The organism is Streptomyces sp. NBC_01515, from assembly GCF_045040345.1.
Lineage (GTDB): Bacteria > Actinomycetota > Actinomycetes > Streptomycetales > Streptomycetaceae > Streptomyces.
In genome coordinates, this window is sequence record NZ_CP109416.1 from 2323088 (window position 1) to 2349489 (window position 26402).

Annotated in this window: 23 protein-coding genes; 12 read left to right on the forward strand and 11 right to left on the reverse strand. The window is 71.2% G+C overall.

Annotated elements, in window-relative coordinates; translation table 11 throughout:
- Positions 1-27: 27 nt before the first annotated feature.
- The gene (locus OG407_RS10255; protein ID WP_405857084.1) at positions 28-1191 is read right to left on the reverse strand and encodes an exonuclease SbcCD subunit D; all 1164 of its coding nucleotides are present in this window, start codon (positions 1189-1191) and stop codon (positions 28-30) included.
- Positions 1192-1561: 370 nt separating this feature from the next.
- Between OG407_RS10255 and OG407_RS10260 the strand changes: the two genes are divergently transcribed.
- Positions 1562-3502: a protein kinase domain-containing protein gene (locus tag OG407_RS10260; protein WP_405857086.1), complete on the forward strand. Its 1941-nt coding sequence runs from the start codon at positions 1562-1564 to the stop codon at positions 3500-3502.
- 51 nt (positions 3503-3553) lie between these two features.
- Here the strand turns inward: OG407_RS10260 and OG407_RS10265 are convergent, their stop codons facing one another.
- On the reverse strand, positions 3554-4180 hold the full coding sequence (locus OG407_RS10265) for a YigZ family protein (RefSeq protein ID WP_365307367.1): 627 nt from the start codon (positions 4178-4180) through the stop codon (positions 3554-3556).
- Between the two features lie 126 nt (positions 4181-4306).
- On the opposite strand from OG407_RS10265, the gene OG407_RS10270 reads away from it, so the two are divergent.
- Positions 4307-6292, forward strand: a complete 1986-nt coding sequence (locus tag OG407_RS10270; protein WP_405857088.1) for an amino acid transporter — start codon at positions 4307-4309, stop codon at positions 6290-6292.
- Between the two features lie 43 nt (positions 6293-6335).
- Here OG407_RS10270 and OG407_RS10275 read toward each other — a convergent pair whose 3' ends face one another.
- Positions 6336-7352, reverse strand: coding sequence for an aldo/keto reductase (locus OG407_RS10275; protein ID WP_405857090.1), 1017 nt, complete (start codon positions 7350-7352; stop codon positions 6336-6338).
- Between the two features lie 142 nt (positions 7353-7494).
- Between OG407_RS10275 and OG407_RS10280 the strand changes: the two genes are divergently transcribed.
- A complete protein-coding gene (locus tag OG407_RS10280; protein WP_405857092.1) occupies positions 7495-8343 on the forward strand; it encodes a helix-turn-helix transcriptional regulator in 849 nt (282 codons plus the stop codon).
- A gap of 4 nt (positions 8344-8347) precedes the next feature.
- Here OG407_RS10280 and OG407_RS10285 read toward each other — a convergent pair whose 3' ends face one another.
- Together OG407_RS10285 and OG407_RS10290 are read right to left on the reverse strand one after the other, a co-directional pair.
- Positions 8348-8890: a histidine phosphatase family protein gene (locus tag OG407_RS10285; protein ID WP_329351777.1), complete on the reverse strand. Its 543-nt coding sequence runs from the start codon at positions 8888-8890 to the stop codon at positions 8348-8350.
- Entirely contained in the window at positions 8887-9651 is a 765-nt protein-coding gene (locus OG407_RS10290; protein ID WP_405857094.1) for a hypothetical protein, read from the reverse strand. Before OG407_RS10290 ends, OG407_RS10285 begins: the two co-directional genes overlap by 4 nt.
- A 191-nt stretch (positions 9652-9842) precedes the next feature.
- Here OG407_RS10290 and OG407_RS10295 point away from each other — a divergent pair, with 191 nt between their 5' ends.
- Positions 9843-10661, forward strand: a complete 819-nt coding sequence (locus OG407_RS10295; RefSeq protein ID WP_405857096.1) for a carboxypeptidase regulatory-like domain-containing protein — start codon at positions 9843-9845, stop codon at positions 10659-10661.
- An 11-nt stretch (positions 10662-10672) separates the two neighbouring features.
- Here OG407_RS10295 and OG407_RS10300 read toward each other — a convergent pair whose 3' ends face one another.
- A complete protein-coding gene (locus OG407_RS10300) occupies positions 10673-11554 on the reverse strand; it encodes an alpha/beta fold hydrolase (RefSeq protein ID WP_405857098.1) in 882 nt (293 codons plus the stop codon).
- An 85-nt stretch (positions 11555-11639) separates the two neighbouring features.
- Here OG407_RS10300 and OG407_RS10305 point away from each other — a divergent pair, with 85 nt between their 5' ends.
- A complete protein-coding gene (locus OG407_RS10305) occupies positions 11640-13688 on the forward strand; it encodes a BTAD domain-containing putative transcriptional regulator (protein WP_405857100.1) in 2049 nt (682 codons plus the stop codon).
- A gap of 13 nt (positions 13689-13701) precedes the next feature.
- On the opposite strand, the gene OG407_RS10310 is transcribed toward OG407_RS10305, so the two are convergent.
- Positions 13702-15660, reverse strand: coding sequence for a hypothetical protein (locus tag OG407_RS10310; RefSeq protein WP_405857102.1), 1959 nt, complete (start codon positions 15658-15660; stop codon positions 13702-13704).
- Between the two features lie 191 nt (positions 15661-15851).
- Here OG407_RS10310 and OG407_RS10315 point away from each other — a divergent pair, with 191 nt between their 5' ends.
- From OG407_RS10315 to OG407_RS10330, 4 genes are all read left to right on the forward strand, one after another.
- Complete coding sequence (locus OG407_RS10315) at positions 15852-16847, forward strand: LacI family DNA-binding transcriptional regulator (RefSeq protein ID WP_405857104.1); 996 nt, start codon at positions 15852-15854, stop codon at positions 16845-16847.
- Positions 16848-17018: 171 nt separating this feature from the next.
- Complete coding sequence (locus tag OG407_RS10320; RefSeq protein WP_405857106.1) at positions 17019-18893, forward strand: right-handed parallel beta-helix repeat-containing protein; 1875 nt, start codon at positions 17019-17021, stop codon at positions 18891-18893.
- Positions 18894-18975: 82 nt separating this feature from the next.
- Positions 18976-19395 (forward strand): CoA-binding protein, encoded by a 420-nt coding sequence (locus OG407_RS10325; RefSeq protein WP_405857108.1) that lies wholly within the window; start codon positions 18976-18978, stop codon positions 19393-19395.
- A gap of 186 nt (positions 19396-19581) precedes the next feature.
- Positions 19582-20805: a 4-hydroxybenzoate 3-monooxygenase gene (locus tag OG407_RS10330; RefSeq protein WP_405857110.1), complete on the forward strand. Its 1224-nt coding sequence runs from the start codon at positions 19582-19584 to the stop codon at positions 20803-20805.
- Between the two features lie 40 nt (positions 20806-20845).
- Here the strand turns inward: OG407_RS10330 and OG407_RS10335 are convergent, their stop codons facing one another.
- Entirely contained in the window at positions 20846-21205 is a 360-nt protein-coding gene (locus tag OG407_RS10335) for a metalloregulator ArsR/SmtB family transcription factor (protein WP_328684723.1), read from the reverse strand.
- A 59-nt stretch (positions 21206-21264) separates the two neighbouring features.
- Between OG407_RS10335 and OG407_RS10340 the strand changes: the two genes are divergently transcribed.
- Complete coding sequence (locus OG407_RS10340; protein WP_405857112.1) at positions 21265-22344, forward strand: cation diffusion facilitator family transporter; 1080 nt, start codon at positions 21265-21267, stop codon at positions 22342-22344.
- A gap of 24 nt (positions 22345-22368) precedes the next feature.
- Here OG407_RS10340 and OG407_RS10345 read toward each other — a convergent pair whose 3' ends face one another.
- Together OG407_RS10345 and OG407_RS10350 are read right to left on the reverse strand one after the other, a co-directional pair.
- Positions 22369-22926: a YbaK/EbsC family protein gene (locus OG407_RS10345; protein WP_405857114.1), complete on the reverse strand. Its 558-nt coding sequence runs from the start codon at positions 22924-22926 to the stop codon at positions 22369-22371.
- Between the two features lie 66 nt (positions 22927-22992).
- Complete coding sequence (locus OG407_RS10350) at positions 22993-23577, reverse strand: helix-turn-helix domain-containing protein (RefSeq protein ID WP_405857116.1); 585 nt, start codon at positions 23575-23577, stop codon at positions 22993-22995.
- 116 nt (positions 23578-23693) lie between these two features.
- On the opposite strand from OG407_RS10350, the gene OG407_RS10355 reads away from it, so the two are divergent.
- Entirely contained in the window at positions 23694-24551 is an 858-nt protein-coding gene (locus tag OG407_RS10355) for an EamA family transporter (protein WP_405857118.1), read from the forward strand.
- A gap of 354 nt (positions 24552-24905) precedes the next feature.
- Here OG407_RS10355 and OG407_RS10360 read toward each other — a convergent pair whose 3' ends face one another.
- Positions 24906-25736, reverse strand: a complete 831-nt coding sequence (locus OG407_RS10360; protein ID WP_405857120.1) for an acyltransferase — start codon at positions 25734-25736, stop codon at positions 24906-24908.
- 74 nt (positions 25737-25810) lie between these two features.
- Between OG407_RS10360 and OG407_RS10365 the strand changes: the two genes are divergently transcribed.
- Positions 25811-26338, forward strand: coding sequence for a gamma carbonic anhydrase family protein (locus OG407_RS10365; RefSeq protein WP_405857122.1), 528 nt, complete (start codon positions 25811-25813; stop codon positions 26336-26338).
- Positions 26339-26402: the final 64 nt, after the last annotated feature.

Below are 26402 nucleotides of genomic sequence, written 5' to 3' on the forward strand. Positions count from 1 at the left end.
GACCCCCTGTTCCCGCGTGCCGCACGTTCACGGCGTCACCTCCCGTACCACCGAGTCCGCGCGCACCGCGTCGAACGCCTCCTGGAGAACGGTCTGTTCGTGCTCGTCGGGACCGGCGCCGCGTACGTGGGCCACGAAGTCGTCGGCGATCTCACGGTCGTCGCGGCCCGCGAGGCGGCGGGCGTACGACACGTCGGGGTCGTCGGGGCCGCGCTCGGGGTCGAAGACGAGGCTGAGCGTGTGCGGGAAGCGCTCGGTGAGCCGGGCCATGGGGTCCTCCGGGCGCACCGGGTCGGTGAGGGTCGCCTCGACCCACGCCTCCTCGTGCCGCGCGAGGTCGGGGTCGTGGAGGAGGTCATCCAACGCACCCCGGATACGGGCGAGTTCACGCGGTACCGGGCAGTCGAGGCGCTCGGCGGTGACGGTCCCGTCCGCGTCGAGGTCCACGAGCCACATGCTCTTGCGGTGGTCGGCCTCGGAGAAGGAGTACGGCAGCGGGGAACCCGAGTAGCGCACGCGCCCGGTGATCGTCTGGGAGCCGTGCAGATGCCCGAGCGCCACGTAGTCGACGCCGTCGAAGACTCCGGCCGGTACGGCGGCGACCCCGCCGACAGTGATGTCCCGTTCGCTGTCGCTGGCCTCGCCGCCGGTGACGAAGGCATGGGCGAGGACCACGGAACGGGTACCGGGCGCGCGGTAGGCGAGGTCGGCACGGACGCGGTCCATGGCGGCGGCGAGGACCGCCTCGTGCCCGGCCTTCTCGACCCCGAACTCGGCCTTCACCAGGGCGGGTTCGAGGTACGGCAGCCCGTAGAAGGCCACATCGCCGGACGCGTCCGGGATCACCACGGGCGTCCCGCAGGCCGACGGCTCGGTGCGGAGGTGGATGCCCGCGCGGTCGATCAGACGGGCGCCGACGCCGAGACGGCGGGCGGAGTCATGGTTCCCGGAGATCATCACCGTGGGCACGCCCAGGTCGGCGAGCCGGTGCAGGGTGTCGTCGAACAGCTCGACCGCGGCCAGCGGCGGCACCGCCCGGTCGTACACGTCCCCCGACACGAGCACCGCGTCCACATCGCGCTCGCGCACGGTGGTGACGAGGTGGCTCACGAAGTCGGCCTGGGCCCCGAGCATGTTCACGCGGTGGAACGCCCGGCCCAGGTGCCAGTCGGAAGTGTGCAGCAGTCTCATCGGTCCACCACGCTAGCGCCTGCCGGCCCCTGAACCACCATTGACCTCGGAGTTCCCACGCATTCGCGACCTTATGGCAGGAAATATGCCCCATACGCGGATCGGTGACCGCCGTCACGGCGCTGAAGGCCGAAGTCGAATCCCGCCGTTCCCGGGACCAGTGCCGTGCCCCGGCGTCCGGTCCGGCCTCCTCCGCGAAGCGGGTCGTCCGGCGGTCGGCCATCTCCGTGCGGGGCCGGCTGGGACACACCCTGTCAGTGCGCGGCCACGCGGCTGGGCGCCGGCTGTGGAAAGCCCCAACTCCCTTGTCGCACACGTGTGCTGCGCTAATCTCCCGTCACACGCACCACGCGAGAGACACAGGGTTCCCATGCCAGTCGAGTTCCGCGGTCGGTCCGAAACGATGGCCTACGCGGCGGCGGGGATGGAGCCGCCTCCCGTGGTGCCGCTGCGGAAGAGCGACCCGCGCCAGGCGGGTCCGTACCGGTTGATGTCGGTGCTCGGCAGCGGCGGGATGGGCCGGGTCTATCTGGGCCACGACGCCACCGGTGCCACGGGCCCCGCCGCCGTGAAGGTGATCCGGCCCGAGTACGCGGAGGACCCGCTGTTCCGCAAGCGCTTCGAGCGCGAGGTCGGCGCGCTGGGCCGGATCCAAGGGGCGCACATCGTACGGCTGCTGGGCAGCGGCTGCGAGGAGGATCTGGTGTGGGTCGCCACCGAGTACATACCCGGGCCCACCCTCGCGGAGCTGGTCGACGCGCGCGGACCGGTCGACGTGGCCGCGGCCTGGCGCCTGCTGGCCGACGTGGGGCGGGCGATCGAGGCGATCTGGCGCGAGGGGATCGTGCACCGCGACCTCAAGCCGTCCAACGTCATTCTGGGTGCGGACGGCGCCCGTGTCATCGACTTCGGTGTCGTCCAGGCCGGCGACGGCACCTCGATCACCGCCACCGGCCAGAACGTCGGCACCCCCGCCTACATGTCCCCGGAGCAGGTGCGCGGCCAGGAGGTCACCGCCGCCTCCGACGTCTTCTCGCTGGCGTCCACGCTCACCTACGCCGTCGCCGGGGAAGCCCCGTTCGGCGAGGGCACGGGCGTCGACGTGCTGCACCGGGTGGCGTTCGACCCGCCCCGGGAGGACGTCCTCGACAAAGTCGCGGGCATCGACGCGGAGTTGGCCGCGTTCATCCGCACCTGCCTGGACAAGGACCCCGAGCTGCGGCCGTCACCCGAGGCGGTGTTCAGGACGGCCATCGGGCATCAGCTGTCCACGCCGGCCGGCGGTCCGCCCCGGGTCGCCCCCCAGCGCGGGCCCTCCCCCGTCGGACAACCCGCGGCCCACCCTTCGGCGGCACCCTCCGACCCGCCCACCACGTCCCGGAAACACGCGAACACCCCGCGAAAGCGCGGAAGGTTGATCGCGGGCGCCGTCGCCGTGGCCGCCCTCCTCGTCGCCGGCAGCATCACCGCGACGCTGCTCCTGCTGCACCACGGCGACAACGGGACGTCGGCCGGTCCCGGACCGGGGACGCCCCCGGCGCTCGCCGTACCGGAGAACTCGCCCCCGGGGACGGGCAGTTCGCCGAGTACGGCCGCGTCGGCGACGAAGGGCGGGGCGACGCCGAGCGCGCCGGTCACCCGCGATCCCGCGAAACTCGACATCCGGCTCTCCTCCTGCGTCACCGAACTCACCTCGGGCTCGCACGGCGACTGCGTCAAGGCCCTCCAACTCCTCCTCGCGGGCTACGGTTTGCACGTCACGGTCGACGGTGAGTTCGGGAAGGCCACGGTCGACGCGTTGAAGGTCTTCCAGACCGAGGCCGGGACCACCGCGAGCGGATCGGTGGACGCGCAGACCATGAAGCTGCTCTACGGCGCGGAGCGCGGACCCGTCAGGGCCGGTTCGGTGACCGTCACCGAGAGCGTCCACATCGTTGACGTCGCCCGGTGCCTCGACGCCCGTACCGGTGCCGTACAGGTGTGGGGGTGCAACGGCACGGCGGCGCAGAAGTGGACGCTGTATCCCGTGCCCGGGCACAACTCCCAGTATCTGGTGGTCAATCGGGGCAGTCATCACTGCCTGGACGCCGACAGGGGCACGATCGGCCAGAACGGTCAGGTGGTCCGGACCAGAGCCTGCGACGGGCTCGGCGCCCAGCGGTGGCAACTCGGCGGCCACGGGACACTGGTCAGCGTCCCGGACGGCTTCTGTCTGGACGCCTATGCCCCCGGTGCCGGGCAGGACGGTCAGGTCGTGCAGGCCTGGGGCTGCGCGGGCAGCTCCAACCAGGTCTGGAACTGGTCCACCTGACACACCATCAGCCGCAGACCCCCCTGACGCACCGTCAAGATCTCCAGCCCCTCACGCGTCCCCGTACGCCTCGCCGCCCAGCTCCAGCCCCGCCGTCCCCGCCGTCGCGTCCGCCAACCAGCCCCGGAACGCGTCCACTTCGGCGTCCGGCAAGCCGATCTCGATCGTGACCTCCTCGCCGTAGCGGACGTCCCGCACCTCGCGGCCGGTGGCGCGCAGGTCGTTCTGGACCTTGCCCGCGCGCTGGTGGTCGACGGTCACCGTGGCGAGGCGGAAGCGGCGGCGGGTGATCGTGCCGAGGGTGTCGAGGGCCTCGCCGACCGAGCCGCCGTAGGCCCTGATGAGGCCGCCCGCGCCGAGTTTGACGCCGCCGTAGTAGCGGGTGACGACGGCGACGACGTACCGCATGTCGCGGCGGAGCAGCATCTGGAGCATGGGGACGCCTGCCGTGCCGCCGGGTTCGCCGTCGTCGCTCGCCTTCTGGATCGCGGCGTCGGCGCCGATGACGTAGGCGAAGCAGTTGTGGGAGGCGTCCGTGTGTTCCTTGCGGATGCGGGCGACGAAGGCCTGGGCCTCCTGTTCGGTGGCCGCCGGGGCGAGGGCGCACAGGAAGCGGGAGCGGTTGACCTCGGTCTCGTGCACGCCCGGGCGGGCCACTGTGCGGTACTCGTCCTGCATCCGGCCAGCCTATGCGCAGGCCCGGGGGTCGCCCCCGGTCCGGGTGCGGGCGACGATGTGGTGGATACTCGCTCCTCGTCGCCCGGGCCCCGGGCACGGTCGTCCGATCGCAAGGAGTTCACACGCATGACCGGCGCGCAGGCGGATCCTACGGAGACCACGGCGTCCGGCGGTTCCGGATCCGCCGCGGAGCGCTGCCGGGCCTGGCTCCTGGACGGTCTGAGCGACCAGAGCGCCCGGCATCCCGGCCCGCACGCCACCCCGAACCCGGAGCACGAGGGTCACCGCTGGTGGCGGGTCATGTGCCTGACCGGCGTCGACTACTTCTCCACCCTCGGCTACCAGCCGGGCATCGCCGCCCTCGCGGCCGGACTGCTCTCCCCACTGGCGACGGTCGTCCTGATCGGGCTGACGCTGCTCGGGGCGCTGCCGGTCTACCGGCGGGTGGCACACGAGAGCCCGCACGGCGAGGGGTCGATCGCCATGCTGGAACGGCTGCTGCCGTGGTGGTCGGGGAAGATCTTCGTCCTGGTGCTGCTGGGCTTCGCGGCGACGGACTTCATGATCACGGTCACCCTGTCGGCGGCGGACGCGGCGGCGCACGTCGTGGAGAACCCGTTCGCGCCGGGCTGGATGCACGGCGGGAACACGTGGATCACGCTGGTGCTCGTCGGGGCGCTGGGCGCGGTCTTCCTCAAGGGGTTCCGGGAGGCCATCGGGATCGCGGTGGTGCTGGTGGGCGTGTATCTCACGCTCAACGTGGTGGTGCTCGCGGTGTCCGCCTGGGAAGTGCTGAGCCATCCGGTGAAGATCGGCGACTGGACGGACGCGATGACGGCCGCGCACTCCTCGCCGCTCGCGATGGTCGGCGTGGCACTGCTGGTCTTCCCGAAACTCGCGCTCGGCATGTCCGGCTTCGAGACGGGCGTGGCGGTGATGCCGCAGGTCAAGGGCGATGCGACGGACACGTACGCGAAGCCGACGGGCCGCATCCGCGAGACCCGCAAGCTGCTCACCACGGCCGCCGTGATCATGTCCGGCTTCCTGCTGCTGTCCAGCCTGGCCACGACCATCCTGATCCCGCAGAGCGCGTTCAAGACGGGCGGCCCGGCGAACGGCCGCGCGCTCGCCTACCTCGCGCACGAGCACCTGGGCCAGGTCTTCGGCACGTTCTACGACGTCTCGACGATCGCGATCCTGTGGTTCGCGGGCGCCTCCGCGCTCGCCGGGCTGCTGAACCTCGTACCGCGCTATCTGCCGCGCTACGGCATGGCGCCGGAGTGGACGGGGGCGGTGCGCCCTCTGGTGCTGGTCTTCATGGTGACGGCCATCGTCATCACCCTGTGGTTTCACGCGAGCGTCGACGCGCAGAGCGGCGCGTACGCGACCGGTGTGCTCGTGCTGATGCTCTCCGCGGCCTTCGCCTCCACGGTCACCGTGCACAAAAGGGGCCATCGGAAGGCCACGCTCGGGTTCGGCACGATCACCGCCGTGTTCGCGTACACACTCGTCACGAACGTCATCGAACGGCCCGACGGCATCAAGATCGCGGGCATCTTCATCCTGCTGATCCTGGTGACGTCGTTCGGTTCGCGGGTGCACCGCGCCTTCGAACTCCGCGCCGCCGAGATCACGTTCGACGACACGGCGTCCCGTTTCGTCGACGAGGCGGCACGCGGCGGCCCGCTCCGGCTGATCGCGAACGAGCCGCAGGAGCACAGCAGGCGGGAGTACCGCGCCAAGGAGTACAGCCAGCGCGAGGAGACCCATATCCCGGACGGCGGGCCGGTGTTGTTCCTGGAGGTGTTCCTCCGCGACTCCTCGGACTTCTCGGCGGACATCTCCGTGCACGGCGACGAGAAGTACGGCGTACGACGACTCCGCATCGAGGGCCCGACGGTGCCCAACGCGATCGCCGCCGTCCTCCTCTCCCTCCGCGACCGCACCGGCAAGGTCCCGCACGCCTACTTCACCTGGACCGAGGGCAACCCGGTCAGCCACCTGATCCGCTTCCTCGTCTTCGGCGACGGCGAGGTGGCACCGGTGACCCGCGAGGTACTGCGCCGAGCGGAACCGGACCCGGAGCGGCGGCCTCGCGTGCACGTCGGCTGAACGGCCGCTCGCCGCAAGGGCGTTGACCGTCGGCAGCAACGAGCTAGCGACGGCGCAGGCGCTTGTCGGTGATCGGCTGGGTGGGGTCGATGTAGAAGTCGCCGGGGTTCACGTCGACGCCGGGCGGGACGATCTCGTCGATGCGGTCAAGGATGTCGTCGCCGAGTTCCACGTCGGCCGCGGCGAGGAGGTCGGTCAGCTGCTCGGGGCGGCGCGGGCCGATGAGCACCGCGGTGACCACCGGATGGGCAAGGACGAAAGCGGTGGCCAGATGAGGCAGCGGCAGTCCCGACTCGGCGGCCAGCACGGTCAGTTCGCGCACGGCGTCGGCCTTGGCGCGCACGCCCGGCAGGCTCAGGTCGAACATCCTCGCCCCCGCTCCGGCGCTGCGGTGCCCGGCGGTGGGATCCGAACGGCCCGACAGCCAGCCGGAGTTGAGCGGACCGAAGGTCAGCACCCCCATGCCGTACCGCTGCGCGGTGGGCAGCACCCGGCTCTCCACCCCACGGGTGAGGATCGAGTACGGCGGCTGCTCGGTGCGGAACCGGTGATGACCCCGGCGCTCGGCCGTCCACTGGGCCTCCACGATCTCCTCGGGCGAGAAGAACGAACCGCCGATCGCCCGCACCTTCCCGGCCCGCACCAGATCCGACAGGACCGCGAGGGTCTCGTCGATGTCGGTGTACGGGTCCGGCCGGTGCATCTGGTAGAGGTCGATGTGGTCGGTGTCCAGGCGGCGCAGGCTGTCCTCCAGCGCGCGGCGGATCCAACGGGCCGATCCCCCGCGGCGGTTGGGGTCCTCGCCCATCGCCAGCCCGAACTTGGTGGCCAGGACGACGTCGTCGCGGCGGCCCTTGAGCGCCTTGCCCACGATCTCCTCCGACTCGCCGCCGGAGTACACGTCGGCGGTGTCGACGAGGTTGATCCCGGCGTCCAGCGCCGTGTGGATCATGCGGACCGACTCGTCGTGGTCGGTGTTGCCCATCGCGCCGAACATCATCGTGCCGAGTGCGTATGCGCTCACCGACATGCCGGTGCCGCCAAGAATCCTGTGCTGCATCAGGGATACCTCCAGGTGCGTGCTTGCTCTCCTCCAGACGACCACCACGCACGGCCGGGGTGGGAGACCCGCTCCGACCGGGGGTCCGACAGACCCCCTCTGGCGCGGCTGCTCCCCAGGTCACCCGGTCTACGGTGGTGGCATGGCCCAGGAACCGAACAGCGAGCTGCGGGACTTCCTCCGCTCGCGCCGCGCGAAGATCACCCCCGAGGAGGCGGGCCTGGCACCCCTGCCCGGCACCCGCCGCGTCCCGGGCCTGCGGCGCGAGGAGGTCGCCCAGCTGGCCGGCGTCAGCGTCGACTACTACGTCCGCCTGGAGCGCGGACGCCACCTCAACGTCTCCGCGTCCGTCCTCGACGCGATCGCCCGCGCCCTGCGCCTCAACGACGTGGAGCGCGCCCACCTGTTCCGCGTCGCCAGACCGACCCACACACGCCCTCGCCCGCTGCCCCCGCAGCGCGTCCGCCCCGGTCTGCGCCTGCTGCTCGACAGCCTCACCGACGTCCCCGCCCTCGTCTACGGCCGCCGCATGGACGTCCTGGCCGCCAACCACCTCGCCCGCGCCCTGTACACGGACTTCGAGGCCCTGCCCGCCCGCAGCCGCAACATGGCCCGCCTGGTCTTCCTCGACGACCACTTCCGGAGCCTGTACGCCGACTGGGAAGGCGCCGCGCGCGGCATCGTCGCCTCGCTCCGCCTGTACGCGGGACGCAGCCCGCACGACCCCGCCCTGGCCGAGCTGGTCGGCGAACTCTCCGTCCAGGACGCGGACTTCCGCCACTGGTGGGCCGACCACGACGTGTTCCGGCGCACCCACGGCACCAAGCACTACCACCATCCCGTCGTCGGCGACCTCGTCCTGGGCTACGAGGCCTTCAGCCCCGCCGACGACCCCGAGCAGACCCTGGGCGTCTCCACCGCCGAGCCGGGGTCCCCCTCCGCGGAACGCCTTCAGCTGCTGGCGAGCTGGGCCCGCACCTCACGGCCCTGAGGTCTCACTTCTTCCTGCCCCTAGGCACGGTCAGGCCCGTCAACAGGGCGGTGCCCGGGGCGAGTTCCTGCCAGGTGGCGCCGTGCCAGGCCAGGACCGCGATCGCCGAGGTCGGGAACTTCACGCGGACCTCGTCGAGCGCGTCGTCGAGACTGTCCCCGGCGAGTTCGAGGATCAGTTCCTCCAGACCGGGGTTGTGGCCGATCAGGAGCAACGTCTCGACCTCGGGCGGCACTTGGTGGACGGCGTCGAGAAGTGCCGGCACATCGGCCGCGTACAGCCCGGGCTCGAACCGCACCGGCGGCGGGGTACCCCACTCGGCGGACGCCAACTCCCAGGTCTGGCGCGCCCGTACGGCCGTGGAGCACAGGGCGAGGTCCGGCAGGGAGTCGGTCTCGGCGAGGGCGATACCGGCGGCCGGGGCGTCGCGTCGCCCGCGCGGGGCGAGGGAGCGCTGGTGGTCGGGAACACCCTCCGGCCAGGCGGACTTGGCGTGCCGCAGCACGACCAGGCGGCGCAAGGGGCGGGCTCCGGCGCGGGCGCTCACGCCAACGACCCGATGTCACGGGTGAGTTCGAGCCCGAGGAGCCGGTCCGCGTAGGCGTACGTCTCGAAGCGGGCGCCGTCGAGCAGCTCGGGCCAGGTCTCCACCCGGCGCAGCACCCGCAGCACCTCGGGCACGTTCAGATCGTCCTCCCAGGCGGTCCGCAGCTCCGCGCGCACCTCGTCGGGCACCGGCCGCGAGGGCCGCCGCGCCCACTCGGCGACCGAACCGCGCCAGTGCGCCAGCGTCCGCCGCGCCTCCTCCAGGGCATCCCCGTCGAGCCGTACCGACAGGTCACGGGGGTGCGAGAGCAGCGCGAGGCGGAGCGCGGCCGGGTCGGAGAGGTCGGGCGCGGCGGTCGTAGGGGAATCGACGGGGGCTACGGCCAACAGGACTCCCCCGGTGGTCTCGGCGCCCTCCGTCGCCACGTGGAGGACCTGGGCCTCGCCGAGTCCGGAGCCGAGGTCTCCGCCGTCCTCGAAGGGCCGTATGCCCAAGGCCCTTGCGGCGGCGCGGAGTTCGGCCTGCTCGTGTTCGCCGGTGAGGAGCGACCAGACGGGGGTGCCGCCGAGTTCCAGGGCGCGTACGAGGAGGTCCGACATGAGGAGCACTCGTAGGGTGGTGGGAGCCAGGCCCGACGCATGCGCCTCGACCCTGGTCAGGCCACGGCGGGCGGGGGCGGCTTCGACGGACTCGCCGGTTCGGGCGTCGGTGATGCGCAGCACGGCCTGAGCGTAGGCGGGCGGAGGGCCGTACGCATGCATGTTCGCTCCGCTCCGGCCGAGGTGGCGGGATTCACCCCGGTCTGTCCGGTACACCGAGGTGCGTGACCCCGTCGGTGTTCACCCGTTCGCCCATCCCGCCTTTCGCCGAGGCCGGTGGGGCGTGTGGGGTGGGAGCACCGGCCAGCACCCCCGGACGAGACGATCCCGCGAGACGATCCCGGAGAGTTCCGATGACCGACCGCCGTATGTTCCCCCACGGACCCCCGTCGCCGACGCCCGTTCGACGGTGGCGGCCACTTCTCCTCCTGGCCGCCGCGCTCGTCGCCGGCACGGCGGTGCTCCCGCCCGGCATCGCCGCCGCCGCTCCGCTCCGCTCCGATTCCTGGGAGTCCTACGGACGGGGTCTGGGTGGCGGGGTGACCATCGTGCCGGGGCGGTCCGGGCTGGTGGAGATCAGCGGGTACGACGGCGCCGACCTGCCGGCCGGGTCCTCGCTGCGGCTGACCGCGCCCGCCGGGGCCCGGGTCACCGGTACGCCCCTGGCCGACACGGCACGGTTCCAGGGCTCGGTGACCGCCGACGGTGCGGCCGGCACGTACACCTACGTCCGTGACTCGGGGCCCGGTTCGTGGAAGGACGGCGGCTATCCGTTCGCGCTCGCCGTGGACACGCGGGCGGTGCCGGGGACGCGGCTGCCCGGGTGCGACGTCGAGCTGACCGACGCGGGTGGAACCCGCCGCGCGTCCGGCAGGTGCACCGTGACCGTGGGCATGCCCGTACCGATGCTGACCGAACCGGCGGGCGGCACGTTCGTGTCCGGCGCGGCGCGGCTCGCCGGGACCTCCTATCCGGGGGCGCGGGTGAGTGTCGTGGACGCCGCCGAGCGCAAGGTGTGCGCGGGTGTCGCGCGCGTCGACGGCACCTGGGCGTGCACGCCGGACACCCCGCTCCCGGCGGGCGCCAACCGCCTGCACGCGAGTGCCGCCTTCAACGGCGTCTCGGCGGTCGGCGAGGACGTCGACTTCACCGTGACCGCGAGGACGGCCTGAGGCGCACCGGTTCAGCGGGTGGCGACAAGCTCCCGCAGTGTCTTCGCCACGACGGCCGGGTCCTCCTCCGCCATGAAGTGGCCACAGGTCACGGTCGCGTGCCGCAGGTCCGGTGCCCAGGCGCTCCACAGGGCCGCCGCGTCGAAGCCGAGAGCGGCGCCCCAGTCCTGCTGGAGGACGGCGACCGGCATCCGCAGCCGGTTGCCGGCGTCGCGGTCGGCCCGGTCGTGGGTGACGTCGATGCCGGCGGAGGCGCGGTAGTCGGCCACGATCGAGGGGACCGCGGCGCGGCACGCGTCGAGGTAGGCGGTGCGGATGCCGACGGGGATCGCGGACGGGTCGTTGGTCCAGAGGTCGACGAAGTGGCCGAAGAACGCGTCGGGCGCGGCGGCGATCAACTGCTCGGGCAGGCCCGGTGGTTGGGCCATCAGGTAGAGGTGGAAGCCGACGGCGGCGGTGACGCCGTGCATCACGTCCCACATGTCCAGCGTGGGGAGTACGTCGAGACAGGCGAGGTGGGTGATCGTGCCGGGGTGGTCGAGTCCGGCGCGGAAGGCGACCAGGGCGCCGCGGTCGTGCCCGGCGAGCGCGAACCGGTCGTGGCCCAGGGCGCGGGCCAGCGCGACGACGTCCGCGGCCATGGTGCGCTTGGCGTAACCGGAGCCGTCGGTCTCGGCGGGCTTGTCGCTCGCGCCGTAGCCGCGCAGGTCGGGGCAGATCACGGTGTGGTCGGCCGCGAGGTCGGCGGCGACATGGCGCCACATGAGGTGGGTCTGCGGGAAGCCGTGCAGCAGCACGATCGGAGTGCCCGAGCCGGAGACGGCGGCGTTCAGGGAGACGCCGTCCGCGACGGGGACGCGGTGGTAGGTGAAACCGGGGATGGTCGTTGGCATGCCGTCGAGCCTGCCGCGCGCCGATGAGCAACGAATGAGCGCGCTACGGTGACCTGGGGCGATGCCCCGGAAAGGGTGGTCGGCGATGGAGGTCTCGTTCGGGGTGCTGGGGCCGGTCGCGGCCTGGGACGGCGCCGGGGACACGATCGCCCTGAAGGGCCCGCGCCACCGGGCCGTGCTGGCCCGGCTGCTGGTCGCCCGGCGTCGGGTCGTACCGGTGGGACGCCTGGTCGATGACCTGTGGGCGGACCGGGCCGACCAGGCGGAGCCACCCGCCGACGCGGTGGGCGCGCTCCGCACCTTCGTCGCCGCACTGCGCAGGGCCCTGGAACCGGAGCGCCCGCCGCGAACTCCGGCCCGCCTCCTGGTCACCGAGGGCCCGGGATACGCCCTGCGCGCCGAGCCAGAGGCGGTGGACGCCTGGCGCTTCGAACGGACGGTGACGGCCGCGGCGACCCTGCCGGCCCCGCACGCGCTCAACCGCCTTGATGAAGCGCTGAGTTGGTGGCGAGGCCCGGCCTACGCCGACTTCGCCGACAAGTCCTGGGCCCACGCGGAACGCTCCCGCCTCACCGAACTCCGCCTCCACGCCGTCGAACGCCGAGCCGGGACCCAACTCGCCCTGGGCCAGGCCGCGGAGGCGATCCCCGACCTGGACGCCCACGTCACCGAACACCCCTGGCGCGAGGACGCCTGGCGCCTACTCACCCTGGCCCTCTACCGAACCGGCCGCCAGGGCGACGCGCTAGCGGTACTCCGCCGGGCACGCACCCTCCTCGTAGAACAACTCGGAGCGGACCCGGGCCCGACGTTGCGCCGCCTGGAGGCGGACATTTTGGAGCATGCGGCGCATCTGGACCCCGACCCGCACATCGCCCATCCGCCCTCGCTCCCCCACGCCCCGCATTCCACCCCCGGGTCAGATCCGAGCGGTCCAGCCGATCGCGTATGGGCCGAAGCAACCGCCGCCTACGACCGGACCGTGGCGTCCGGCGCCCGAGCCCGCCTCGAATCGACAGTCGGCCTGCTCCGCAACCTCGCGGTGACCGGAGGCGGCGGCCTGGAAGCTGCTCGCCGACACCGCCTCGCCGCCATCACGGCCGCGCAGGAACTCGGCGACCCGGAACTCACGGCCCGTGTGATCGGTGCCTACGACGTCCCGGCGATCTGGACCCGGGTCGACGACCCGCAGCAGGCGGCGGACACGGTGGCCGCGGCCGAGCGCACCCTGGCCGCGCTCCCGCCGGAGGCCCATCTCGCGGCGCGGGCCCGCCTGTTGGCCACGATCGCGCTGGAGTCGCGCGGCACCCGCTCCGCACGCGGGCCCCAGGCCGCCCGCCAAGCGGAGGGCATCGCCCGCCGGTTGAACGACCCCGGGCTCCTCGCCTTCGCCCTCAACGGCACGTTCATGCAGACCTTCCACCGCGCGGGCCTGGCCCCTCAACGGGACGCGATCGGCGCCGAGTTGGTCGCCCTGTCCGCCCGGCACGCCATGGTCACCTACGAGGTGCTCGGCCATCTCATCCGGATCCAGGCCCGCAGCGCCCTCGCGGACTTCCCCGGAGCCGATGAGCACGTGGCAGCCGCGGACCAGCTGGCCGACCGTCATGAACTGCCGCTGGTGGGCGTGTTCACCCAGTGGTACCGGGTGCTACGGCTCACCGCGACCGGCAACCCAAAGCCGGCTCAGGTCGCAACCGCCTACCAGGACGCGGCACTTCGGCTGAACGGAGCCGGTATGCCCGGGCTGGAACGCGGGCTGCTGCCGCTGGCCCTGCTGAGCCTGCGCCTGCGGAACGGGCAGCCCGCCCAGACCGACGAACACATCGACTGGGGACCGTACGAGCCATGGGCCCGCCCGTTGGTGTTGCTGGCCAGGGACTGTCCCAACGAAGCCCGGACTGCGCTGAGTTCGCTCCCGGACCCGCCCCGCGACCTCCTCTTCGAGGCCCTGTGGTGCCTGGCCGCCCGCGCGGCGATCGCCGTCGACGACCGGGGCACGATGGAGCGCGCTCACGCCGAACTGACGCCCGCCGCGGCCGAGTTGGCCGGGGCGGGCAGCGGCCTGCTCACCTTGGGGTCGGTCGCGCGGTACCTCGACGATCTCGCCCTCGCGCTACGAAGCCCTCGGTGAGCCGGAGTTCGCGTCAGCCCGTCACCTGCACCACCGCCGTCGCCCCCGCTCGTACCGTCGGCGTCGCGTATGTGTAGGTCACGCCGTTGACCACCTTGGTGCGCACGTGCTGCTGGACGCCGTTGACCTTGATCTTCTTGTGGACGCCGGGGAAACGGGCCTCCCAACTGTAGGAGCCCTTGCGGGAGTTGTTCGTCAGGGTGGTCTTCGTCGCGCCGTCGTGGCGGACGGTGACCGTACCCGTGCCGATGGGGACGTCCGCCGCCTGGAGCCACTTCATGCCGGTCGGCAGCTGCGACTGGGTGGTCACCTTGCGGTTCGGGGCGTCCGGTGTGATGCCCATCAACCCCTGGATGGTCTGGCTGACCAGGGTGAACGACACCTCGGGGTAGTCGCCGTCGGGGCCCTGGCTGGAGTTGACGTGCTGGGTGTCCCGCTCGCCGTAGATCTTCCGCATCCACTGCCAGGCGGTGTCGGCGCGGTTGTTCTTGAAGAACATGTCGGGCAGGTAGGTCGTCGACTCGATATTGGGCGAGCCGTCCGGGCCCAGTTCCTGTGCCTGGATGTAGTCGAGGTAGGCGTCGTTGCGCGGGCCGGGGTCGATGATCTGCTTCATCGGCATGAAGACGCTGTTCTCCTTGCCCCAGCCGGTGACCGGGGTGCCGGAGTTGGTGTACGCGCGGACCATGTCGGCGCCGCTGCCGGTGCCGCTCCAGTCGTCGTTGAAGTACGTCTTCAGGTCGGCGGCGCGCTTGTCGTACGTCCTGGCCAGCGCGGTGTCGCCCTTGCCGCGGGCGAGGACCGCCATCGCCAGGTAGGCCTGGTACTCGGAGGCGATGCCGTCCCCGGCCTCGGCGAGACCGTCGCCGTCCTGCTCGTTGTAGCTGGCGGCGCCCTGGAAGATGCCCTGGCCGGTGCCTTCGGCGACCTTCACCTTGCCGTTGTCCTTGGCGGAGTTGTGCAGGTCGATGAACTGCTCGGTGGCGTGCCGGTAGAAGTCCCACAGCACCGGGTCGTCGACGTACCTGCGGTCGCCGGTCCACAGGTACGCCTGGGCCGCCTTCTCGACGAGTTCGAACGTGGCCGGGACCTCGCGGACGAAATTGTCCGGGCTCTTGTAGTCGATGCTCAGGTAGGTCTTGGCGTCGAAGTTGAGGGACCACACCGGGAAGTACTTGTGCTCGGCGGTGGCCGACGCCGCGTACGAGCGGAGCATCGTCTCGTTCTCCGCGTCGAGGCCGATGAGGTGGGCGCCGGCCAGCTGGTGGGTCATGTCGCGGGAGTAGTAGGCGCTGCGGTTGGCGTATCCGGCCCAGTAGGTGGGCTCGTACGTCGCGGTGCCGGTGCCGCCGGTCTGGTACTCGTCGACGTTGACCGGGCCCACGGTTCCCGGGAGTTGGACCCAGCTGTTGGCCTTCTTCTGCGCCCAGCCGAACATCGCGACGACCTCGGGGTCGGACGAGGTGACCTTCGGGTCGGCGGGTGCGGCGGGCGAGATCATCAGGTCGTCGGCGTTGACCCAGGCGCTGCCGGAGCCGAATTCGATCTGCAGCTTGTCGCCGGTCCTCAACCGGACGCCGCTGATGGTGTACCGGGCGTAGCCGGGGTGCTGCGGCAGGGTGATCGTCTGGACGGTCTGGCCGTTGCGCCGGATCGTGTACGTGCCGCCGGTGCCGGCGCTGCCGATCCACGCGGAGAAGTCGTAACTCCCGTTCCTGGGCGCGACGATGGTCAGCTGGGCGCTCTTGCCGGCTCCGGCGTCGAGGTAGAGGAAGCGTTCGCCGCCGTGTCTGTTGCCGGTGCCGACACCGGCCCCCGAGGTGAAGGTCCAGCCCGTGCCGCCGTTCTCGAACCCGGGGTCCGGGATGGTGAGTTGGGGGCGGGGTGCGGCGGACGCGGTGGCCGACAGAGCGGGAGCCATCGGGGCGAGCAGGGCAACAGCGGTGAGCAGCATGAGCCTTGAGGGCTTCATCGGGTCTCCCGGTCTTCGGTCACTGCGGGATGGGGCCGCGTGGTGGCCGGAAAGCTAGCAGGGGCCGAAGTGACGATTCAATGGTCATGCGCAAGAAACATGGAAGACATGCAGTCCCGCTGCTATGTTGCGTGGGAGGTTGGACTGAAAGTTTTCGTCCATCCATTGCAAGTCGGGGTGGAGGGAAGCGGATGAAGGTCGGTATCACCGAGGTCGCGGACCGGGCGCGGGTGAGCGAGGCTACGGTCAGCCGGGTCATCAACCGGCGTCAGGGCGTGTCCCGCAAGACCCGCGAGGCGGTCGAGCAGGCGATGGCCGACCTGGGGTACGAGCGGCAGACCCGGGGTCAACTGGTCGCGGTGGTCACCGAGTTGGTCTCCAACCCGTTCTTCGCCGATGTCGCCGAACGCATCGAGTCGGTCCTCGCCCCGCACGGGCTGAAGACGGTCCTGTGCCCGTGCTTCCCCGGCGGGGTGCAGGAGTTGGACTTCGTGACCTCGCTCGCCGACCGGGGCGTGGCCGCGGTCGTGTTCCTGTCGGCCAGCAACACCCTTGAGGGCGCGGACCCTTCGGCGTACGAACTGCTGCGGTCCCGCAGGATCCCGTTCGTCGGGATCAACGGCCGGTTCGAGGGCGTGAGCGAGGCGCCGGTCTTCTCCACCGACGATCTGCTCGCCGCCGAACTCGCCGTCGACCATCTGTACCGGCTCGGCCACCGCCGTATCGGCATGGCGTCGGGCCCGCTCGGCAACCGCCCCGCCGACCGGCGCGTCAGCGGCTTCGTCGCCTCGCTCGCCAGGCGCGGTGTCGAGGACGCGGAGCAGTGGGTGGTCCGGCAGTCGTACACCGTCGAGGGCGGCCAGTCCGCCGCGATCTCGCTGCTCGGGCGCGGTGCCACGGCGATCGTCGCGGCCAGCGACTACATGGCGCTGGGCGCGATCCGCGGCGCGCGCCGGCAGGGGTACGACGTGCCGGGCGATGTGTCGGTGGTCGGCTACGACGGCTCCATGATCATGGACTTCGTCGATCCGCCGCTCACCACGGTCCGCCAGCCGGCCGACCGGCTGGCCTCGGAGGCGGGGCGCAGCGTCCTCGCCCTGGTCGGCAACCGTGACGTCCCCGTCGGTGAACTCCTCTTCGACCCGGAGCTGGTGATCCGCGCGAGCACGGGAGCGCCGAAGGCGTGAGGCGGCGGAGGGCGTGCCCCGAGCCCCCTGACTCGTCCAGACCATTGACCTAGAGGTCGGATCTAAGGACACTCCAGTCGGAGTTCAGACCGGGAAATCGGCCACAACTCCGTATATTCATCGGGTGTTTCGCGGCTGATGGCCGTGCATCATGAATGCTCCGGAGGGGCTATGTCTCGGTCTCGGTTCGTGTTTGTCGGGGTGGCGCTCGCGCTGCTCGTGGGCGGCGGCGGTCCTGTCGCCGCGGCGCAGAGAACGACGCCGGTGGCGGTGGTCGACGTGGACGCGTTCGGGGCCGACCCCACCGGCCGGACGGACTCCACGCCCGCCGTCGTCGCGGCGCTGCGGCACGCCAAGAGCGTCGATCACGGGCGTGCGGTCAGGATCGAGTTCTCGAAGGGGACCTACCAGCTCTACCCCGAGCGGGCCGAGACGCGTGAGCTGTATGTCTCCAACACCGTTGGCGCGGACCAGCGTTACCGGGACAAGAAGATCGGGCTCCTCATCGAGGACATGCACGACGTCACCGTCGACGGCGGCGGCGCGAAGCTCGTCTACCACGGTCTGCAGACGGCGTTCGCGTCGATCCGCTCGACCGACGTGACCTTCCAGAACTTCTCGTTCGACTACGCGGCCCCCGAGGTCATCGACGCGACCGTGGCCACCACCGGAGTCACCAGTGGCACCGACGCCCACGCCTACCGCGTCCTGAAGATCCCGGCCGGCAGCCCGTACGAGGTGAACGGCACGCACATCACCTGGCTCGGCGAGAAGAGCCCGGCCACCGGACAGCCGTACTGGTCGGGCACGGACGGGCTCCAGTACACCCAGATCCACGACCCCAAGGCGCAACGGACCTGGCGCGGCGACAACCCGCTCTTCAACGACGTCTCCAAGGTCACCGACCTCGGCGACCGCCGGATCAGGATCGACTACACCAGCGCGACGCAGCCGACAGACGCCGGGCTCGTCTACCAGATGCGCCTGATCGAGCGGACCGAACCGGGCGCCTTCATCTGGCAGTCCAAGAACGTCACGATGCGCTCGATGAACGCCTACTACCTCCAATCCTTCGGCGTGGTGGGCCAGTTCAGCGAGAACATCTCCATCGACAAGGTGAACTTCGCGCCCGATCCGAAGTCCGGCCGGTCGACGGCCTCGTTCGCGGACTTCGTGCAGATGTCCGGCGTCAAGGGCAAGGTCTCCATCACCCGGAGCCTCTTCGACGGCCCGCACGACGACCCGATCAACATCCACGGCACCTACCTGGAGGTCGTCGGGCAGCCCGGCCCGAACACCCTCACCCTCGCCTACGAGCACCCGCAGACCGCGGGCTTCCCGCAGTTCGCGCCCGGCGACGAGGTCGAGTTCACGACGCAACGCACGATGACCCCGCTGGCGGACCCGCACGCGAAGGTCACCGCGGTCGACGGGCCCAGCGGCATGGACCACACCAAGTCCCTCACCACCATGAACGTCACCTTCGACCGGCCGGTCCCCGCCGGGGTCGAGATCGGCGGCACGGTCGTCGAGAACATCACGGCCACCCCGTCCGTCGTCATCACCGGCAACACGTTCCGCAACGTGCCGACGCGCGGCATCCTGGTCACCACCCGCAAGCCCGTCCTGATCGCCGGCAACAGCTTCGACGCGATGTCCATGGCCAGCGTCTACGTCTCCGCCGACGCCTACCAGTGGTACGAGTCGGGCCCGGTCGCCGACCTCACGATCCGCGACAACTCCTTCACCCGCCCCACCGGCCCGGTGATCTTCGTGGAGCCGACCAACCAGGTCGTCGACCCGGCGCACCCGGTGCACCACAACATCAAGGTCGAGCACAACTCCTTCGACATCGGCGACGTGACGGTCGTCAACGCCAAGAGCGTCGGCGGCTTCACCTTCACCGGCAACACCGTCCGCCGCCTGGCCCCGGCGGACCAACCGCCGTACACCTCACCGCTGTTCGTCTTCCACGGCAGCACGGGCATCAAGATCGCGCACAACCACTACGACAAGGGCCTCAACACGTCCGTGGTCGCGGACTGAGGAATGGACCGAGGAATCACGGTGCGCCGCCCGCTGTTGTCGCAGGCAGCAGCGGGCGCGCACGATTCCAAGGAGGCCGAGCATGTACGGCGACCCAGCAACGATCCGCAAGATCCTGACCGAGTCCGGCGACACCTGGGCCGTCGTGGGCCTGTCCTCGAACAGGTCACGCGCGGCCTACGGCGTCGCGCAGGTACTGCAGCGCTTCGGCAAGCGCGTCGTACCCGTCCATCCCAAGGCGGAGACGGTGCACGGCGAGCAGGGCTACGCCTCCCTCGCCGACATCCCCTTCGAGGTGGACGTCGTGGACGTGTTCGTCAACAGCGACCTCGCGGGCGCGGTCGCCGACGAGGCGGCGGGCATCGGCGCGAAGGCCGTCTGGTTCCAGCTCGGGGTCATCGACGAGAGCGCGTACGAGCGGACCCGGGCGGCGGGTCTGGAGATGGTGATGGACCGGTGCCCGGCGATCGAGATCCCGGCCCTCGGTCGCAGTTCCGGCTGACAACGTAAGAACGCTGTGAACATGTAAAAGAAGCCCTCGAAGACGAGTCAAATTTCAGGCAACGGACTTCTGTAAATATTCATTCATTCCTAACCTGAGGCCTCTTCCTCGTTAAGCATGCGTGCTGAACCGGCCCCCCTCCAGGTGGCCGGTTTTCGGCTGTCTGCACACCGTCATAATGGTCCGGTGACCTTCACCTCCCCCCACCCCAACTCCGCTTCCCCACACCACTTTCCGGTCGTCATCATCGGCGCCGGACCCGCCGGACTCACCATCGGCAACATCCTGCGCGCCGCCGGGATCGACTGCCTGGTACTGGAGACCGAGACCCGGGAGTTCATCGAGCGGCGGCCTCGGGCCGGGGTCATCGAGGAGTGGGCCGTCCGGGGACTCCAGCAACGGGGGCTCGCCGAGGGCCTGTTGGCGCGGGCGCAACTGCACACCGAGTGCGAGTTCCGGTTCGGCGGGCAGCGGCACCGGTTGGCCTACACGGAGTTGACGGGGCATCACCACTTCGTCTATCCGCAGCCGTTGCTGGTGACGGACCTGGTGCGGGAGTACGCGGACGTACGGGGCGGTGAGATCCGTTTCGGCGTCCAGGACGTCCAGTTGCACGATCTCGACTCCGACCGCCCGACAGTGTCGTACACCGACTCCGAGACCGGTCAACGGCGGCTCGCGCACGGCGACTTCGTGGCGGGCTGCGACGGTGCGCGCGGGGTGACCCGGGCCGCGTTGCCACCGGAACGGGCGCGGATCGCGCGGCACGACTACGGCATCGGCTGGCTCGCGCTGCTCGCGGAGGCGCCGCCGTCGTCGGACTGTGTGGTGTTCGGCGTCCATCCGCGCGGGTTCGCCGGACACATGGCGCGCAGCCCCGAAGTCACCCGCTACTACCTGGAGTGCCCGCCCGGCGACGACCCCGACAACTGGCCCCACGACCGCGTCTGGTCCGAGCTCCGGCACCGCCTCGCCGCGACCGGCGCCCCGCCGCTGACCGAGGGCCGGCTGATCGAGAAGCGCGTGCTCGACATGCACAACTACGTTGTCGAACCCATGGTGTTCGGCCGTCTCTACCTCGCCGGCGACGCGGCCCACCTCACCGCGCCCATCGCCGCGAAGGGCATGAACCTCGCCCTACACGACGCGTTCCTGCTCGGCGACGCGCTCGTCGCGTACGTCGCGAAGGGCGACTCTGCGGGCCTGGGCGGCTATTCGGAGGCCTGCCTGAGCCGCGTGTGGGAGTACCAGGAGTTCTCCCAGTGGCTCTCCGAGGTCTACCACGGCACCTCGTCCGGCGACCCGTACCACGCGGGCACCACCCTCGCCCGACTCCGCCGCGTCTTCGAATCCCCCGCCGCGGCCCTGGCGTTCGCGGAGAGCTACCTGGGCAAGGACCCCAACTCCTGAGCTACTGCGGCCAGTTGTACGGCCGTCACGTGCACGGCTGTCAGTCGTGCGGCGGGCGGTCGTTGAGGCGGTGGTCCGCCACGTTCAACGCCTCGTCGACCAGCCGCCGTAGATGACCGTCGCTCAACGCGTAGATCACCCGGCGGCCTTCCTTGCGCGTGGTCACCAGGCCCGCGAGGCGCAGCCGTGCCAGGTGCTGGCTGACCGCCGGGCGGGCCGCGTCGCAGGCCTCCGTGAGGGTGGTGACGTCGGACTCGCCCGCCGTCAGCGCGTGCAGGAGGGTCAGGCGGGTGCGGTCGCCGAGGAGGGCGAGGAGTTCGGCGGCCAGCGCGAACTGTTCCTCGCCCGGGGTGCGCGGATGCGCATCATGCGCAGTTGATAGGTGCATGCGTGCGCTCATACGCACATAATGGCCCTGTGGGCGCCGTCCGTCCACCCGCGCACCGGAAGGGGACTTACGTGAGCGACCAGCACCACCACGAACACGGGCACGCACACCCGTACGACGACCACGGCCACGACCACCCGCACCCCCATGACCACTCCCCCACCGGCATCCGTCACCGCCTCGGCCACCTCCTCACCCCGCATTCCCACGAGACCGCCGACAAACTCGACTCCGCCCTGGAGTCCTCGGCCCGCGGGATGCGCGCGCTCTGGCTCTCGCTCGCCGTGCTCGGGGTGACGGCGCTGGTGCAGGCGGTCGTGGTGGTCGTGTCCGGGTCGGTCGCGCTGCTCGGCGACACCGTGCACAACGCGGCGGACGCGCTGACCGCCGTACCGCTCGGCATCGCGTTCGTGCTCGGCCGCCGGGCCGCCACCCGCCGCTTCACGTACGGCTACGGGCGCGCCGAGGACCTCGCCGGGATCGCGATCGTGCTGACGATCGCCGCGTCCGCCGCCTTCGCGGCCTGGGCGGCGGTGGACCGGCTGCTCGATCCGCGTCCCATGTCACACGTCCCGGTGGTCGCCGTCGCGGCGCTCGTCGGGTTCGTCGGCAACGAGTCGGTGGCCCGGTACCGGATGCGGGTGGGCCGGGAGATCGGGTCGGCCGCACTCGTCGCCGACGGACTCCACGCCCGTACCGACGGGTTCACCTCGCTGGCCGTGCTGGTCGGGGCCGCCGGTTCCGCGCTCGGGTGGCAACTCGCCGACCCCATCGTGGGGTTGGCGATCACGGCCGCCATCGCGCTGGTGCTGCGGGACGCGGCGCGCGAGGTGTTCCGGCGCGTGATGGACGCCGTCGATCCGGACCTGGTGGACCGGGCCGAGCATGCCGTGCGGGAGGTCGAAGGGGTACGCGGGGTGGGCGAGTTGAGGCTGCGCTGGATCGGGCACCGGCTGCGCGCCGAGGTGGCGGTGGTCGTGGACGGGGAGGCGACGGTACGACAGGCCCACGCCGTCGCCGTGGCGGCGGAGCACGCGCTGCTGCACGCGGTACCGCGGCTCACGGCCGCCCTCGTGCACGCCGACCCGGCGCCGGTGCCGGGCGAGGCGGACCCGCATGGGGAGTTGGCGCACCACCACGCCGTGGCGTGAGGCCGGTTTTCTACGGCTCGGGGCTCAGGCGACGCCCAGGCCCTCCAGCACCACCGCGCCCGGGAGTTCCGCGAACGCCTTGCCGGGGATGAGGAGTTTGCCGCGGCGGCGTCCGCTGCCGACCAGGACGTACGGCAGGTCGACGACGGCCGAGTCGACCAACACCGGCCAGTCGGCGGGGAGTCCGACGGGGGTGATGCCGCCGTACTCCATGCCGCTCTCGCCGGTCGCGGTGTCCATCGACGCGAACGAGGCCTTGCGGGCGCCGAGTTGGCGGCGGACGACGCCGTTCACGTCGACGCGGGTGGTGGACAGGACGACGCACGCGGCCAGCGTGGTCTCGCCGCCGCGCTTTCCGGCGACGACCACGCAGTTGGCGGACCGCTCCAGCAGGTCCTGGCCGTAGTGCTCGACGAAGGTGGCGGTGTCGGCCCACTCGGGGTCGGTGTCGACGTAGACGAACTGGTCGGCGGGGACGCTGCCCTGCCAGGCGCGCACGGCGTCGGCGACCGGGCGGATCAGTTCGTCGAGGCAGTCGGGGGCCGGGGTGGCGTGGTCGAAGTGTCCGATGGGTGCGCGCATGACGGCACGCTAACAGGCGTACGGCGACGGCTCACGGGGTGTCCCGAACGGTCGTCCGGCGGCTGCTCACGGGGTCTCCCGGTGCACGGGCGGGACCGACACCGCCATCACCATCTCCATCGGTACATCGCCCCGATTGCCGTACGTGTGCGGGGTGTTGGCCTCGAAGGTGGCGCTCGCGCCGGCCGGGACGCGGTGGTCCTCGCCGTCCACGGTGAGGGTCAGCTCGCCGGTGGTGACGTGGACGAGTTCGACCGTGCCGGTGGGATGCGGCTCGGAGGGACTGGCATCCCCCGGCATCAGCCGCCAGTCCCACATCTCCAGCGGGCCGGGGGCCTCGGTACCGGCGAGGAGGCGGTTGTAGCTGCCGGCGTCGGTGTGCCAGAGGCGAACGGCGCGGTCGGCGGGGACGATGCGGACCTTCGGGCCCTGTTCGTAGTCGAGCAGGGTGGTGATGCTGACGCCGAGGGCGTCGCCGATCTTGACGACCGTGCCGATGCTGGGGTTCGTGCGGGCCTGCTCGATCTGGATGAGCATGCCCCGGCTGACCGCGGCCCGGGCGGCGAGCACGTCCAGGGTGAAGCCGCGCACCGAGCGCCAGTGCTTGACGTTGCGAGCCAGGGACTGGTTCAGCAGGTCGAGGTCCGACACGTTCCGCCCATACCTTGAGTTCAATATTATGGATGACAGAGTTCAATGCAGCGAACTACGGTGTGGTGCACCCGATCGTTCATCGAACTGCACCGAACTGTACTGCGAGGCACCCCGTGACAGCATTCTTCGCCCTGGCCACCAGCCTCCTGTGGGGGTTGGCCGACTTCGGCGGAGGCCTGCTGACCCGGCGGACCCCGGCACTCACGGTGGTCGTGGTGTCGCAGGCGATCGCGGCGGCCGTGCTCGGCGCGGTCGTGGTGGGCACCGGGGGCTGGAGCGAGGCCGGGCCGCGGTTGTGGTTCGCGTTCGCGGCGGGGGTGGTGGGGCCGGTCGCGCTGTTCAGTTTCTACAAGGCGCTGGCGCTGGGCCCCATGGGCGTCGTCTCGCCGCTCGCGACGCTGAGCGTGGCCGTACCGGTCGGGGTAGGGCTCTTTCTCGGCGAACGGCCCGGCCTGATGCAGGTGGCGGGGATCGCGGTCGCCGTCACCGGGGTCGTCCTCGCAGGCGGGCCGCAGTTGCGGGGCGCGCCCGTACAGCGCCAGGCGATCCTGCTGTCACTCATCGCCGCGCTCGGCTTCGGCACGGTGTTCGCACTGATCGCGGAGGCGTCCACGACCGTGACCGGGCTCTTCCTCGCGCTGTTCGTGCAGCGCGTGACGAATGTGGCCACGGGTGGCGCCGCGCTCTACGTCTCCGTACGGCGGGGCGGGGTCGCGCTCCCGGCGGGCGGGTTCCCCTGGGGTTCACTGCCGGCGCTGGCCTTCGTGGGGCTGGCCGATGTGGCGGCCAACGGTACGTATTCGATCGCCGCGCAGCATGGGCCGGTGACCGTGGCGGCGGTGCTCGCGTCACTGTATCCGGTGGTGACGGCGCTGGCCGCGCGCGGATTTCTGAGCGAGCGGTTGCGGGTGGTACAGGCGGCGGGGGCGGGGTTGGCGTTGGTGGGGACGTTGTTGTTGGCGACGGGGTGAGGGGGTGGGGGTGGCGTCGAGTGCCGCGGGGTGGGGGGCGGGGGGCGTCGGTTGCTAGGGGGTGTCGGGTGGCGCGGGGTGAGGTGCCGGGGGGCGCCGGGTGAGGTGCCGGGTGCCGTGCTCGTCTCGGCATGAGTGCCAGGTCAAGCCTCGGCAGGAGCACCGGATCACGCCTCGGCGCACAGCCGACAGGCACCGGCTGCCAGGTGAAGTGCCGAAGACGTCGAGTACCTGGCCCGTCTTGACATGAGCGCCAGGTCAGGCCTCGGGATGAATGCCGGATCGGGCTTCGGCACACGTGTCGGATCAGGCCTCAACACGCATGCCGGATCACACCTCGACACCCGTGCCAGGTCAGGCCTCCGCGTCCAGCTCCGCCAGGTGGGCGATCACGTTCTCGTCCAGTTCGGCCAGCCGTGCCGCGCTCGCCTCGTCCAGGCCGGCGAGAGCCCGGAGTTGATCCGGGGTCACGTCCGCGGGGATCGGTACCGGTGCGGGGGTGCGGAGCGGTGGCTGCCAGCCCTCCGTCGGTGTCCAGCGGCGTACGACCCGTGCGGGTGCCCCCGCCACCACGGCATGGTCGGGCACCGTGCCGCGGACCACCGCACCGGCCGCGACCACCACGTTCCGGCCGATCCGCGCGCCCGGCAGGATCACCGCGCCGGTGCCGATCCAGCACCCGGGGCCGATCTCGACGGGTTCCATGCGCGGCCACTGCTTGCCGATGGGCTCGTGCGGGTCGTCGTAGGAATGGTTCGTGGACGTGACGTAGACGTACGGCCCGAAGTAGCAGTCGCTGCCGATGGTGACCGTCGTGTCGGCGATGACGTGGCTGCCGCGGCCGAGGACTACGCCGTCGCCCAGGCGCAGGATCGGGTCGGGGCCGAGGTCCAGGTCGGGCATCAGGCCGGCCGTGAGTGTGACCTGTTCGCCGACGATGCAGTGAGAGCCGAGGTGGATCCAGGATTCGCCGAAGACCGTGCCCAGGGGGAAGGCGAGCCGGGTGTGTTCGCCGATGGAGCCGAACCGGAAGCGGCCGGGGTGCTCGGCCGTCACCGAGCCCGTGCGCTGCACCCAGGCCCAGCCCGCGTGGACGGCGCGCTGCGCGAGGTGGCTCCGCCATTTTGAGAACGTGTTCTTGCGGTTGGGCACCCGGCCACGGTACTCAGCGTGAGCCGTGGCCATGAGGTCCGGCCGCTGTGATCTTCGCCCCACCGATGTCGTACCGTGCGGGTGTCTTCGACGGTCGGGAGGGTCTTATGACGCACAGGGCGTTGATCGTGGGTATCGGTGGGCGCGAGCCGAAGGTCGACGGGGAGGCCTTTGTGGCTCCTACGGCGTCTGTGATCGGGGATGTGACGCTGGCTGCCGGGGCGAGTGTCTGGTACGGAGCGGTGGTGCGGGGCGATGTCGAGCGGATCGTCGTCGGGGCGCACAGCAATATCCAGGACAACTGCACGCTGCATGCGGATCCGGGGTTTCCGGTGAGTGTGGGTGAGCGGGTTTCTGTGGGGCACAACGCCGTCGTGCATGGGGCGACCGTTGAGGACGACTGCCTGATCGGGATGGGGGCTACGGTGCTCAACGGGGCGGTGATCGGGGCGGGTTCGCTTGTTGCGGCTCAGGCGTTGGTGCCGCAGGGGATGGTTGTGCCGCCGGGGTCACTGGTCGCCGGGGTGCCTGCGAAGGTGCGGCGCGGGCTGAGCGGGGAGGAGCGGGAGGGGTTGACCCTTAACGGGACCATGTACGCGGAGTTGGCCAAGGCGCATCGCGGGGTGCATGAGTAGACCGGCTGGCGGGTGCGGGTACGTCGTGGCTGATCGCGCCGTTCCCCGCGCCCCTTCAGGGCGT

Coding starts and splice junctions, on each gene's coding strand:
- OG407_RS10255 (WP_405857084.1), bottom strand. CDS start 1,191: ATGAGACTGCTGCACACTTCCGACTGGCACCTGGGCCGGGCGTTCCAC.
- OG407_RS10260 (WP_405857086.1), top strand. CDS start 1,562: ATGCCAGTCGAGTTCCGCGGTCGGTCCGAAACGATGGCCTACGCGGCG.
- OG407_RS10265 (WP_365307367.1), bottom strand. CDS start 4,180: ATGCAGGACGAGTACCGCACAGTGGCCCGCCCGGGCGTGCACGAGACC.
- OG407_RS10270 (WP_405857088.1), top strand. CDS start 4,307: ATGACCGGCGCGCAGGCGGATCCTACGGAGACCACGGCGTCCGGCGGT.
- OG407_RS10275 (WP_405857090.1), bottom strand. CDS start 7,352: ATGCAGCACAGGATTCTTGGCGGCACCGGCATGTCGGTGAGCGCATAC.
- OG407_RS10280 (WP_405857092.1), top strand. CDS start 7,495: ATGGCCCAGGAACCGAACAGCGAGCTGCGGGACTTCCTCCGCTCGCGC.
- OG407_RS10290 (WP_405857094.1), bottom strand. CDS start 9,651: ATGCATGCGTACGGCCCTCCGCCCGCCTACGCTCAGGCCGTGCTGCGC.
- OG407_RS10295 (WP_405857096.1), top strand. CDS start 9,843: ATGACCGACCGCCGTATGTTCCCCCACGGACCCCCGTCGCCGACGCCC.
- OG407_RS10300 (WP_405857098.1), bottom strand. CDS start 11,554: ATGCCAACGACCATCCCCGGTTTCACCTACCACCGCGTCCCCGTCGCG.
- OG407_RS10305 (WP_405857100.1), top strand. CDS start 11,640: ATGGAGGTCTCGTTCGGGGTGCTGGGGCCGGTCGCGGCCTGGGACGGC.
- OG407_RS10310 (WP_405857102.1), bottom strand. CDS start 15,660: ATGAAGCCCTCAAGGCTCATGCTGCTCACCGCTGTTGCCCTGCTCGCC.
- OG407_RS10315 (WP_405857104.1), top strand. CDS start 15,852: ATGAAGGTCGGTATCACCGAGGTCGCGGACCGGGCGCGGGTGAGCGAG.
- OG407_RS10320 (WP_405857106.1), top strand. CDS start 17,019: ATGTCTCGGTCTCGGTTCGTGTTTGTCGGGGTGGCGCTCGCGCTGCTC.
- OG407_RS10325 (WP_405857108.1), top strand. CDS start 18,976: ATGTACGGCGACCCAGCAACGATCCGCAAGATCCTGACCGAGTCCGGC.
- OG407_RS10335 (WP_328684723.1), bottom strand. CDS start 21,205: ATGAGCGCACGCATGCACCTATCAACTGCGCATGATGCGCATCCGCGC.
- OG407_RS10345 (WP_405857114.1), bottom strand. CDS start 22,926: ATGCGCGCACCCATCGGACACTTCGACCACGCCACCCCGGCCCCCGAC.
- OG407_RS10360 (WP_405857120.1), bottom strand. CDS start 25,736: ATGGCCACGGCTCACGCTGAGTACCGTGGCCGGGTGCCCAACCGCAAG.
- OG407_RS10365 (WP_405857122.1), top strand. CDS start 25,811: ATGACGCACAGGGCGTTGATCGTGGGTATCGGTGGGCGCGAGCCGAAG.